This is a genomic window from Shewanella sp. SM74, from assembly GCF_025653725.1.
GTDB lineage: Bacteria > Pseudomonadota > Gammaproteobacteria > Enterobacterales > Shewanellaceae > Shewanella > Shewanella oncorhynchi.
On the sequence record NZ_JAKKRZ010000009.1, the window covers coordinates 145,607 to 158,174 of the forward strand.

The window sequence follows — 12,568 nt, forward strand, 5'->3', positions numbered from 1 at the left end:
CTATGGATCCAGCAACAGTGAATTCAGAAATAGCAAATCCACAGGCAGCAGTACCTATGCCTTCTACGGCGTCAAACCCAGCCCTTGCACAACTGCAGGATATTATTCATCCCGATCCGATCGGCGCTTGGCCTTGGGCAATCGGTTATTGGCTGGTTTTAGCACTTGTGATTGCCCTCATCACACTCTTAGTTATCTGGCTAAGAAAACGCGCCCGTGACTTTGCGCCGAAAAAAGCCGCTAAACAGTTACTCAATCAGCTCGATAGACAAGCGACGTCCTATGCCTCTGACGTCAACAGCCTATTAAAGCGCACCGCCATGAGTTACCTCAGCAGAGAAGCAATAGCCTCCTTAGATGGCGAAGCTTGGGCGGCTTGGTTAGACAGCTATTTACCCGAGCATAAACGCCAACATATCGGCCCCTTATTAGCCAAACGCCATCAGGCAACGCCATTGACCTTAGCTGAAGCCAATGAATTGCATCAACTCACACAGGCTTGGTTGGCATCGAAAGCAAAACTGAGTGCGCCTGAGTCGACTCTTGTTTTAGCTAAGGGCTACGTTCAAGCTAGTGGCGACGCTCAAGCTAAAAGCCAAGCGCCAATCCAGCCAGCTGACACCAAACAACCGGAGGCACAATGTTAACAATTGCATGGCCTTGGCTATTGATATTATTGCCTTTACCTTTGATTTTTTGGCGCCAACACACAGTACAAGTGGATGGTGGCCGGCTGCAATTACCCGGAATAAGCCAAACGGGTAAACAAAGCTTAACGGCCAATACGCGTCAGAGCCGCAAACGCTACTGGCTGATGTGGTGCCTGTTAGTGCTCGCTATTGCTCGTCCTCAATGGCTTGGTGAACCTATCGAACTGCCAAGCCAAGGCCGTGATTTGATGATGGCGGTGGATTTATCCGGCAGTATGCAGATTGAAGACATGGTGGTGAATGGCAAAACCGTTGATCGTTTCACTTTAATTCAGCACGTCGTCAGTGACTTTATCGAGCGCCGCAAGGGTGATCGTATCGGCTTGATCCTCTTTGCCGATCACGCCTATTTACAGGCGCCGCTGACCCAAGACAGACGTTCAGTGGCGCAATTTTTAAAAGAAGCACAAATTGGCTTAGTCGGTAAGCAAACCGCCATAGGTGAAGCTATCGCTCTAGCGGTAAAACGCTTCGATAAAATGGACGAGAGTAATAGAGTATTGATTTTATTGACCGACGGCTCTAACAACGCGGGCAATATAGAACCAGAGCAAGCAGCGCAAATTGCCGCTAATCGTAAAGTTACTATTTATACGGTTGGTGTGGGCGCAGATGTAATGGAGCGCCGTACACTCTTTGGCCGCGAGCGGGTTAATCCCTCAATGGATCTGGATGAAAACCAACTTAAGCATATCGCCGACGTCACCCACGGCCGTTATTTTCGCGCCCGTAACAGCCAAGAGCTAGACCAGATTTACCAAGAAATCGATAAACTCGAACCTGTGAGTCGCGACCAGTTAAGCTATCGTCCGCAGGCAGATCTGTTCTATTGGCCGCTGGCACTGACATTACTGACGAGTCTGTGGATTGCCTTAGGTCAATTGCCACTCTTTGCAGCGCGCCGCGTTAAACCCTCTGTCGCAACCACTTCACAGGGGAACATCAAATAATGAGCCTACATTTTATTCGTCCCGAATGGCTACTCGCCCTAGTGCCGCTAGCCTTAGCCTTGTTGAGTTTATGGCGGCAACACGAGAGCCACAGCGCTTGGAATCGTTATATTGCGCCGCACTTAGCCAAGATATTGGTCACCCAAGGCAATAAGAAATCCCGCCGTCCGTTGCATTTATTAGCCTTAACTTGGTTGATTGCGACCTTGGCACTCGCCGGACCTGCCGTTAATAAACAATCCTTACCTGTGTTTGCCGCCGAGCAAGGCCGCGTACTGGTGATGGACATGTCCGTATCTATGTTCGCCACCGATCTTGCGCCGAATCGGTTAACCCAAGCCAAATTTAGGGCAACGGATCTCCTACGTAATCTTAAAGAAGGTGAAACAGGTTTAGTCGCCTTTGCCGGCGATGCCTTTACTATCAGCCCATTAACCCGTGATACCGGCACATTACTCAATTTACTGCCGACCTTAAGTCCTGAGATCATGCCCGTTCGTGGCTCAAACTTAGCGGCAGGCTTGACCCAAGCCAAAACGCTACTGGCTCAAGGTGGGCATATTCGCGGTGATATTATCCTGATGACAGATGGCATAACTGCTGCCCAGTTTGATGAGGCTAACTCGGCATTAAGTGGCACCCAATATCGCCTCGCTGTCGTCGCTTTTGGCACCAGCCAAGGCGCGCCAATCCGTCTACCCGATGGACAATTACAACGCGACAGCAGCAACGAAGTCGTTGTGGCCAGCACTGATTTCGCTCTGCTACAAAAACTGGCCGTGAATAACAAAGGCGTTCTGATCCAGAATCGCACCGACGGTAATGATCTCGCCCAATTACAGCAATGGTTAAGCGATGCTGGCGATGCGAAAGCCACAGATCTTGATGGTGAAACTTGGCAGGATCTCGGTCCTTACCTCGCCTTATTATTACTGCTACCCGCCCTTTTCAGCTTTAGACAAGGAATCGTGGCCAGTGTTGGATTTATCACTCTTGCTGGCAGCTTACTGCTCGCGGCTGTGCCTCAGCCAGCCCATGCCAGTGTGTGGGACAATGCCTGGGACAATGTGTGGAAAACCACAGATCAACAAGCGATGCAGGCCTATCAATCCCAAGATTATGCCAACGCCGCTAAGCAGTTTGAGTCGCCCCAATGGCGTGGCAGCGCCCAATACAAAGCCGGTGATTTTGCGCAAGCACTGAAAACCTTCGAGCAAGATAGCTCAGCCCAAGGCCTCTACAATCAAGGCAATGCGTTGATGCAGCTCGGTAAACCCGATAAGGCCAAGGAGCGCTATCAAGCCGCACTTGAGAAACAAGCTGATTTCCCTGCGGCCAAGGCCAACCTTGAACTAGCTGAAAAGTTATTGCAAGAACAGCAACAACAGCAAGGTAAAAACGAGCAACAGGATAAGAACCAAGATCAACAAGGCGATCAACAGTCCGGTGATCCCCAATCAGGTGATCAACAGTCTGGTGACCAAAAGTCGCAGGATAAACAGCAATCTGACCAAGATAGCGCTCAGAAAGATAAGCAAGATCAAGCAGGGCAAGAGTCTCAGGATCAACAGGACGATGCCAATTCTGAGCAAAGCCCTGAGCAGCAAAAAACGAATGAGCAACAGTCTGAGCAAGATAAGCAAAATGGCAATGCTCAGGACAAGCAGAATGAAGCTCAGCAAGATCCCGCTGAAGATAAAGCGCAACAGGATCAACAAGCTCAGCAGGAAAATGAGCCGGTAGATAATGAAGCTAAGATGCAAGCGCAGGCTAAAGCCGATGCTGAAGAGCAAAAGTCAGCAGAACAAGAAAAGCAAAGCGTTGCCGCCAAAGAAGCTCCTGAGCAAAATGCGCAAGATAAACAAGAGGCTGCTATGAGTGAATCGGTCGAGGCACCGCCAACCAATAGCGAGCCACTGCCCGCAGAAATGCAACGAGCACTGAGGGGCGTGAGTGAAGACCCGCAAGTGTTACTGCGCAACAAGATGCAGTTGGAATATCAAAAACGCCGTCAAAATGGCCAAATATCAAAGGATAACGAACAGTGGTGACGAGACAATTTTTTATCCTGCTACTCCTTGCCATCGGAGTGGCCCATCCCGCCTTTGCACTTAGCAAAATTGAGGCCTCGGTCGATCGCAACCCAGTGATGGAGGGCGAATACTTTGTGCTCAACATCAGTGTCGATGACGAAGTCGATACCGGAAAGCTTGACACATCCGCCCTACTGAAAGATTTTATTGTCGGCCGTACTAGCGTGAGTCGCAGCACGCAAATCATGAACTTCGATGCGGTCAAAGAAACCCGCTGGCAAGTGCTGCTCGCGCCAAAACAACAAGGTCAGTTAACCATTCCGGCCTTTAGTATTGACGGCGTCAGCTCATCGCCTATTCCTCTCAAAGTGGTCGAAACCGGTAGCCAGCCCGCGCAAATGAACAATCTGTTCATTGACGCCAAAGTCTCGACCGACGAGGCCTATGTTGGGCAGCTCATTACCTACAAGGTGAAACTCTATCTGGCGGTAGAATTACAAAGGGGCGTATTGAGTGCACCATTAATCGAAGGCGCACAGATCAAACAAATCGGTGAAGATAGGGATGGTTCAGAGATAGTCGATGGCCGACGTTACCGCGTGATTGAACGCACCTATGGCATCATTCCCGATTTGCCCGGCCAAGTGAATATCAAAGGTGCAACCTTTGCTGGCGATGTGTTGGTAGAAGCCCAACGCCGCGGCGGTATGTTTGGCTTTAATGAAAGCCGCCCAATGCAAGCAGGCGCGCCCTCACTGACAGTTCAAGTGAATCCCGCACCAACAAGTTTCCAAGGCCAATGGCTAGTTGCCGATTTAGTAGCGCTAAAAGAAAACTTCCCTGAGGATATTAAAAAGTTTACCGTCGGTAGCCCTATCACCCGCACTATTACGCTGTTGGCTTCCAATGCCGATGAAAATAGTCTGCCTGATATAGTGCAAACCCTGCCCGATGAACTCAAGTCATACCCAGAGAAACCTCAGCGGCAAACCTTTGTGCGCGATGCACAAATTGTTTCGCAGTACAGTATTACTTCGGCAATCGTTCCCAGCAAAGCGGGCACCTTTACCTTGCCCGAAATCAAAGTGCCTTGGTGGAATCCGCGCCTTAAACGTCAAGAAACTGCAACGCTGCCCGCGCGTACCATAGTCGTTGAAGGCGGTGCTGTCAGTGATACGCCAGCTCAACCAACATGGGAAACCAACTCCGCGGCCGATAAGGGCTGGTCTTGGCTAACCACGGTTTTTGCTGCGCTATGGCTGGTCACTCTAGTCGCTTGGATTATCACCTTAGTCGCTTGGCGCCGCGCCTTAAAAAATCAAACGGCCGCCCCAATTGCAGTAAACTCTTCAATCAGTTCAGCACAATCAGTGACTGCCTCCGGCTTGAAAGGATTAGAGCAAGCCTGTGCCAGTGGCGATGTGAGTCGAATTATGTTGCAATTGCAGCGATATTTCAGTGAGTTACAGCAAACGCCTATGACATTAGATAAGATTGCTGAGCAGTCACCGCAACTGGCAGCAGCGATACAGCAACTGCAAATCAAAGCCTACAGTGCGAAGGCCGATAAGAGCCACCATACTGACAGTGCTAATACGAGCAGTGCGAATTCTAACAATACAAATAGCCACTTAAGCGCCGAATGTACCGCCTTACTTAACGCGGTTAAGGCCTGTGAGCATAAACATTCAAACACAAAATCAGCGCCATTAAGCCCACTGAATCCTAAATAAATGATGGGGTTAATGACAAAGAAGCGAGTGCTACCATGCTAAATATTCCGCCAAAAAGCCCAAAGATAAAAAATGTTTGCTAACTGGCGCAAGAAATCCGTCGAGCCCGCGGTCTCTTCTGACATGCTAAGCAAACAACGACGATACAACAGCCTAGTCAAGGCGCTACATGCAGACATTTTCCGCTACGCCTATTGGTTATGCGGCGATAAGCACGTGGCTGAAGACATTACCCAAGAAACCTTCTTGCGGGCGTGGCGCTCTTTGGATTCCCTCAAGGATGATAAAGCGGCGAAAGCTTGGCTGATCACGATTCTTAGGCGTGAAAATGCGCGGCGTTTCGAGCGTAAACAGTTCGATTATTCCGACGTTGAGCAAGATACCTTAGAGGACAATATCTCCAATAGCAGTGAAGAGCAGACCGAGCAATATCTGATCCGTCGACAAATTGGCAAGCTGGATATCGAATACCGCGAACCACTCTTACTCCAGCTCATTGGTGGCTTTAGCGGCGATGAAATCGCCGAGCTGATGGAGCTCAATCGCAACACCGTAATGACGCGTTTATTTCGGGCGAGGAGCCAATTGAAAGAATTACTTGAGAAGAATGATGTGAGAGGTCAATCCAATGGATGAGCTTAAATTTAGACGTCAAGCTTATGAAGATCCTCATAATCAAGATGCTGACTTTCTGGCGCAGATCAATGCCAAGCCAGAAAACCAAGCCCTAATCAATGAGCTTAAAAACCTTGATGCCAAACTGAGCAATGCATTAAAAGTGGATGTGGCTGAGGATCTCGCCGACAAACTCATTTTGCGTCAGCAGTTACAACAGCACCATAAACAGCGCCGGCAAACGTTTTTTTTAGTGGCCATGGCAGCCTCGGTCGCGTTTGTGGTAGGGATCAGCTTCAGCCTATTACGCTTAGGGCCTATTGATTTAGCTGAACATGCACTGGCCCATGTCTACCATGAAGATATTGCCTTGCATGTCGATCAAAATGTCAATTTTAGTCAAGTCAATGCCCAGCTTGCGTCGATAAAAGACTTTGGCAATGCCAAATTTACCCAACAACCGGGCAAAGTGTATTACACCTCTTATTGCGATTTTCAAGGGGTAAAAAGCCTGCACTTAGTACTTCAGGGCGAACAAAGTAAGGTGACACTCTTTATCGTGCCACTCGAGAAACGTATGGTGTTGGATAAAACCTTCGCCGACGGTAAATATCAAGGGATGGGCTTTGAAACGCCCGATGCATTTATTTTGCTCATAGGTGAGGATCAAGCTGACCTTCGCTATATAAAAGACGAAATCAAGAATATATTTATTTAAGCTATTGTTATAAATTGCATTTAAAAATCAATCTCCGATATTTTCATGTTATCGGAGGTTAGATTTCAATCACACTTACATCTGCTAATGGGCGCACGTTCAAACATCTGGTAGCATGCTTGCCACTTTTAATAATAAAAAGATGGGAAAAGGCAAGATGACGATTGAAACCCCGATTTTAATCACATTTGTTGGTTACTTAGTATTGATGATGGGCATAGGTTTTTGGGCTTACCGTGCTACCGATACTGTTGATGATTATATTTTAGGTGGCCGCAAAATGGGCCCCGCAGTGACCGCACTCAGCGTGGGTGCATCTGACATGTCAGGTTGGCTGTTACTGGGATTACCCGGCGCAGTTTACTTAAGCGGCTTAGGTGCAGCCTGGATTGGCGTAGGATTAATTATTGGTGCTTGGCTAAACTGGTTATTTGTTGCCAAACGACTGCGCATTTATACCCAACTCGCCGATAACGCCCTCACTTTACCGGATTTTTTCGAGAAACGTTTCCACGATACCCAAGGCTATCTCAAACTCGTTTCCGCAATCACTATTCTGGTGTTTTTTACTTTCTATGCCTCCTCTGGCATGGTCGGTGGCGCGATTTTGTTTGAGAAGGTCTTTGGGCTTGATTACACCGCAGCCCTCGTGATTGGCTCGGCCATCATAGTCGGTTACACCTTTATTGGCGGTTTCTTTGCCGTGTGTTGGACTGACTTTTTCCAAGGCAGTTTAATGCTCATCGCCCTATTGATTGTCCCTTTCGCCGTTTTCGCTCACCCCGAAAGCCATGCAGGTATTGAAACAATCGATCCCGCGATGTTGGCATTGGTCAATGACAAAACCACTGCCATCGGCATGTTATCTTTGCTCGCATGGGGCCTAGGTTATTTTGGTCAGCCACATATTTTGTCGCGTTTTATGGCGATAGGCAGTGCCGATGCCCTGCCCTTGTCACGCCGTATAGCCATGAGCTGGATGGTGTTATCTCTCATTGGCGCGTTAGCCACAGGTATCGCAGGATCGCTCTATTTCGCCAAAGAGCCATTAGCCAATTCTGAAACGGTATTTATCCATTTAGCTCAAGCGGCGTTTAACCCATGGATTGGTGGGCTATTAATCGCCGCTATTTTATCGGCAATCATGAGTACTATCGACTCACAGCTCTTAGTCTGCTCAAGTGTCATCACCGAAGATTTCTACCGTAAATGGTTGCGCCCAAAGGCCGATGATCGCGAGCTAATGATGGTAGGTCGTTTAGGTGTACTCGCTATCGCTGTAATTGCAGGTGTGATAGCACTCAATCCTGAAAGTAGCGTGCTCAGCCTAGTGAGTTATGCTTGGGCAGGCTTTGGTGCGGCCTTTGGTCCTGTAGTCTTGTTATCCCTGTTTTGGAAGCAATATAGCCGTAATGGCGCTATCGCCACTATTATTGTCGGTGCATTAACCGTGGTGATTTGGAAGCAACTCACTGGTGGCATTTTTGAAGTATACGAAATCCTTCCTGGGTTTATATTCGCGACTATTGCGGGTATTTTAGTCAGTAAATTCTCTGCTCCAAGTGAAAAAGTAACGACAGAGTTCGAACAATTTAAGTCTGCACTCTAATCTAGATATGCTTCCATATGTTAAAAAGCGCACAAGTGTGCGCTTTTTACATTTTGTATCCTTTTAAATGCCCAACACACCATTACAAACCGTTAACTTCAATTGAAACCCATAGCGGTACCCAAAGCCCTTCATATCAAGCATCTGGCCAGACCATTCAAGCATACTAAAGTATCACTCTTGTTTTAAAGACTTTTAATTAACTGAAAATTAACATATTTCACTTCTGGTCGGACTTGTTGAGGGTACATTGAATCCATAAGATGCCGGAGACTAATAAATGGATTTAAATACTTTCGGCGGACTAGGACCGAATAAAAATCCAATACTTATAAAAAATAGAGAGAATAATAATGAAAACATTCAACAAGACACTCATTGCCGTTTCTGTCGCATTAGCAAGCACACAAACCTTAGCTTCAGGTTTTCAACTAAACAGCCAATCAGCAACGGGTATGGGCCGTGCATTTGCGGGTGATGCGGTTATTGCCGATAACGCTTCTGTGTTATCACGTAACCCTGCTGCTATGGCATTATTCGATAAAGATGCGATCTCCTTCGGCTTAACTTATGCCGATATTACTGTTGATGTTAAAGACGTTAACTTTGCCGGTGGTGCCGTTGACTTAGGCAGCATCGATGACGCGGGTAGCTCTAAAATTATCCCTAATATTTTCTACATCCACCCCATCGACGATAAGTTCGCCGTAGGTTTTGCCGCTTTCTCTAACTTTGGTACCGGTACCGATGCCAGCTCACTTTCAAAGAGTTTACCAGCAGGCTCACCAGCACCTTATGATCTGCTTGGCGAAACAGAAGTAACAACGGTTAATTTTAACACCAGCCTTTCATACCGTATTAATGACATGTTCAGTATCGGTGCTGGTATTGATGCCATTTACGGTGAAGGCCGTTTAACCCGTAACATGGGCGCGACACCTCTGGTTGACGTCGACGCTGACGGTTGGGCGTTTGGTGGTATTGTGGGTGCCACAATTGAGTTAGATAAAGACAATCGTTTCGGTATCAGCTACCGTTTCAGCCCAACAGTGAATGTTAAAGGTGATGTTAATACCATTACATCAACCAATATACCAAATGTTGGACAAGTGGCTGTTGCCACCAGTTTTGATAGTTTAGATGTACCGCTAGCGGATATCTTCCAAGTTGCAGGTTTTCATCAAATCACCCCTAAGTTTGCTCTGCACTATACAGCACAGCACACCCAATGGGGTAATTTTGAACAAATCACAGCTAAAGATGGTGTTGCAACCATTCCAGCTGTTGGAGTGACTCAAGCCGTAGGTGATGTTGCGCTGAAAGAATACCAATGGAAAGATTCATGGTTATTCAGCCTAGGTGGCACTTACACAATCAACGAACAATTCACCGTGCGCGCGGGTTATATGCATGACCAAGGCGTTGTGGACGAAATCAGCTCTATTTCATTCCCAGACTCTGACCGTAACTGGTATACAGCGGGTATGAGCTACCACATCAACCCACAAAACACGGTTGACTTTGGTATCGCTTATATTAAAGGTGAAGAAGTTCACCTGATCGAAAACAGCGCAATCGCAGGCCCTGTTAATGCGATTACTGAATCAAGTGGTATGTACTACTCAGTTCAATACAGCTACCAGTTCTAAGATAAACTCCTAACACCAAAGCCGCATTTTTTGCGGCTTTTTTGTATCTTAAGCATTTATTGCCTAAAGTTAATTCATACTCCTGTAAATGCAGCTACGGCTATGGCTAAAGTCATTGGACTCGGTGGAATTTTCTTTAAAAGTGTCGATCCCGTTGCCTTGGCAACTTGGTACAAAACCCATCTTCAAGTCCCTATTGAAAACTGGGGAGGCGCCGCGTTTTATCACACAGATAAATCAACTCTTGGCTACCATGTTTGGACTCCTTTCGCCCATAGCACGGACTATTTCGCCCCCTCAGATAAAGGGTTTATGTTCAACTTTGTCGTTGACGATTTAGAGCAAGCACTCCTACAAGTAGAGCAAGGTGGCGGTCAACCGATTGGTGGTATTGAAGATTCAGAATTTGGCCGCTTTGGCTGGTTTATTGACCCTGATGGCAATAAAGTCGAATTATGGCAGCCAAGCGCCATCCCTCCTGAAAAATAAATGCTTTAAACAGATATTTCAAAACTCATCTCTCAACATAATCTCCTCTGCCTTAAGCGGCATCTATTCCGAATAAACCCAGTGCATGACTGAGGTTTATTCGGTATCGTAGACTGAGTTCATCTAATCAAGAGATTCTTTTTATGGAAAAAAGTAACATCCTTCCTGCCCTGCTGTTAGGTGGTTTCCTTTGCGCTGGACTTGTTTATGTAGGCCAGACAGCAAGCTCAGCACTATTGCAAATGAAAGCCATGGAACGCACTGTCACGGTAAAGGGCTTAGCGGAAAAAGAAGTCAAAGCCAATGTGGCAATTTGGCCAATCAATTTCACTGAGGTCGATAACAATCTGCCTAAACTCTATGAGACGGTTCAGCAAAAAACCGATCGTGTTGTGGCGTTTTTAAAGGAACAAGGCTTTAGCGACAGCGAAATTACTGTCTCTTTGCCTTCAATTGAAGATCGCCAAGCCCAAGGTTATGTCGATCCCAACGTCAGATACCGTTACTCGGCAAAAGTGAACCTATCAGTTTATACCCCACAGATTGATCTCATGCTGAACACCCGTAAGCAAATGATTAACTTAGTAAAAGAAGGTATAGCGATCGCTAGCCAAGATTATGATAATCGCACTGAGTTTCTGTTTACCGATCTCAACTCAGTCAAACCTATCATGGTGCAAGAAGCGACTCAAAATGCCCGCGAAGTGGCTGAAAAATTTGCTAAGGATTCGGATTCTCGCCTCGGAAAAATTAAAAGTGCGAGTCAAGGCCAGTTCACCATTTCAGACCGCGACAGCAGCACGCCTTACATTAAACAAATTCGCATCGTTTCCACACTAACCTATTATTTAAATGACTAAATTTTAGGCTTAATTTGAAGCTCTGAAGCATGAGGAATAAGGCGCTATAGGCCTTATTCCTTATTCCTAAATTAGGTAAAAACACTACATTAAATTTTTCTAATAAATATTGATTGCCTATTGAAAACAACTCCATTAGAATTTTCTCATAAATTACATCTGGGGTGATATAAGTTATGACATCAATTTCTCGTGCTTTTTTCTTACTGCTGGCACTTTCCAGTACTCAAGCTCAGGCTGCCTCAGTCGAAACCATCGAAGTCTTAAATAAACCCTATCCGAATTGGGTCACCTTAGACGCCACCATTGAAGCAGTAAAAGCAGCGACGGTATCGGCGCAAACCTCTGGTCGTATTGTTAAACTCAACTACGATGTTAACGATGTCGTCCCCGAAGGAGCCGCCCTACTAGAAATAACCAGTAAAGAGCAAGGCGCTGAACTGGCAAGCTTTGAGGCTGATCTAGCCAAAGCGAAGGCTTTAAATGTCGAAGCTCAGGCACAATACAAACGTTATAAAGAGCTATTTCCCCAAGGCGCGATTTCTAAGGGCGCGATGGATGAAGCCACCGCCAATGCTAAAGCAACAGAACAAGCCGTCAGTGCAGCACAAGCCCGTGTCATCAAAGCCAACGAATCCCTAAAATACACTGTCGTTTCAGCGCCTTTTAGTGGCATAGTCACTGAGCGTTTTGTCGAACTTGGCGAAACAGTAAGCCCAGGACAAGCACTACTTTCAGGGTTTTCCGCGAGTCAAATGCGCGCCATTACCCAAGTGCCACAGCGTTATATTAACCAACTTAAAAATTCCCCCAAATTTCTCGTCCGTTTAAGTGATGGGCGCGAGTTCACCTCAACTGACCTCACGATTTTCAGTTTCGCCGATCCCGTCAGCCACAGTTATCAAGTGCGAATTAATCTGCCAGAAAATGAAGCCAATCTTCAACCTGGTACTTGGGCAAAAGCTTCCTTTAAAAATGGCGATCGGGAAAAAATCCAACTGCCCGCCTCTGCACTGCTCACAATGAACGAACTGAGCAGTGTTTACCTTAAACAAGGCGAAGCCTTTGTGCTGACCCAAGTCCGTGTCACTGAGCCCTTAGATGGCGAGGTAGAAGTGCTTGCGGGCCTTAAGTCGGGTGACAAGGTGGCCGTTGATGCCTACCAAGTGTTGCTCAGCAAGAAGCAATAAATTCCCTAGCGA

11 protein-coding genes are annotated in these 12,568 nt (G+C 46.9%); all 11 read left to right on the forward strand.

From position 1 onward, the window contains the following. The first annotated feature begins 2 nt into the window (after window positions 1-2). The 11 genes from L5M49_RS11725 to L5M49_RS11775 all read left to right on the forward strand — a co-directional run bounded on the left by L5M49_RS11725 (window position 3) and on the right by L5M49_RS11775 (window position 12,556). Window positions 3-647: a DUF4381 domain-containing protein gene (locus L5M49_RS11725; RefSeq protein WP_219251529.1), complete on the forward strand. Its 645-nt coding sequence runs from the start codon at window positions 3-5 to the stop codon at window positions 645-647. After that, on the forward strand, window positions 641-1,660 hold the full coding sequence (locus L5M49_RS11730; protein WP_263177966.1) for a vWA domain-containing protein: 1,020 nt from the start codon (window positions 641-643) through the stop codon (window positions 1,658-1,660). The genes L5M49_RS11725 and L5M49_RS11730 overlap by 7 nt, the downstream gene beginning before the upstream one ends. After that, complete coding sequence (locus L5M49_RS11735) at window positions 1,660-3,711, forward strand: VWA domain-containing protein (RefSeq protein ID WP_263266126.1); 2,052 nt, start codon at window positions 1,660-1,662, stop codon at window positions 3,709-3,711. Before L5M49_RS11730 ends, L5M49_RS11735 begins: the two co-directional genes overlap by 1 nt. Then, complete coding sequence (locus L5M49_RS11740; RefSeq protein ID WP_263266128.1) at window positions 3,705-5,426, forward strand: BatD family protein; 1,722 nt, start codon at window positions 3,705-3,707, stop codon at window positions 5,424-5,426. The genes L5M49_RS11735 and L5M49_RS11740 overlap by 7 nt, the downstream gene beginning before the upstream one ends. Before the next feature lie 72 nt (window positions 5,427-5,498). Beyond that, window positions 5,499-6,062 (forward strand): sigma-70 family RNA polymerase sigma factor, encoded by a 564-nt coding sequence (locus tag L5M49_RS11745; RefSeq protein WP_006085483.1) that lies wholly within the window; start codon window positions 5,499-5,501, stop codon window positions 6,060-6,062. Next, window positions 6,055-6,759: a DUF3379 domain-containing protein gene (locus tag L5M49_RS11750; RefSeq protein ID WP_263266129.1), complete on the forward strand. Its 705-nt coding sequence runs from the start codon at window positions 6,055-6,057 to the stop codon at window positions 6,757-6,759. Before L5M49_RS11745 ends, L5M49_RS11750 begins: the two co-directional genes overlap by 8 nt. A 157-nt stretch (window positions 6,760-6,916) precedes the next feature. Beyond that, window positions 6,917-8,368, forward strand: coding sequence for a sodium/proline symporter PutP (putP, locus tag L5M49_RS11755; RefSeq protein WP_105253092.1), 1,452 nt, complete (start codon window positions 6,917-6,919; stop codon window positions 8,366-8,368). 353 nt (window positions 8,369-8,721) lie between these two features. Further along, a complete protein-coding gene (locus L5M49_RS11760; RefSeq protein ID WP_173244015.1) occupies window positions 8,722-10,017 on the forward strand; it encodes an OmpP1/FadL family transporter in 1,296 nt (431 codons plus the stop codon). Window positions 10,018-10,119: 102 nt separating this feature from the next. Then, on the forward strand, window positions 10,120-10,506 hold the full coding sequence (locus L5M49_RS11765; RefSeq protein WP_173244012.1) for a VOC family protein: 387 nt from the start codon (window positions 10,120-10,122) through the stop codon (window positions 10,504-10,506). A gap of 143 nt (window positions 10,507-10,649) precedes the next feature. Continuing rightward, window positions 10,650-11,366: an SIMPL domain-containing protein gene (locus tag L5M49_RS11770; protein WP_028761062.1), complete on the forward strand. Its 717-nt coding sequence runs from the start codon at window positions 10,650-10,652 to the stop codon at window positions 11,364-11,366. A 176-nt stretch (window positions 11,367-11,542) separates the two neighbouring features. Beyond that, on the forward strand, window positions 11,543-12,556 hold the full coding sequence (locus L5M49_RS11775) for an efflux RND transporter periplasmic adaptor subunit (protein WP_263184868.1): 1,014 nt from the start codon (window positions 11,543-11,545) through the stop codon (window positions 12,554-12,556). Window positions 12,557-12,568 lie beyond the last annotated feature (12 nt).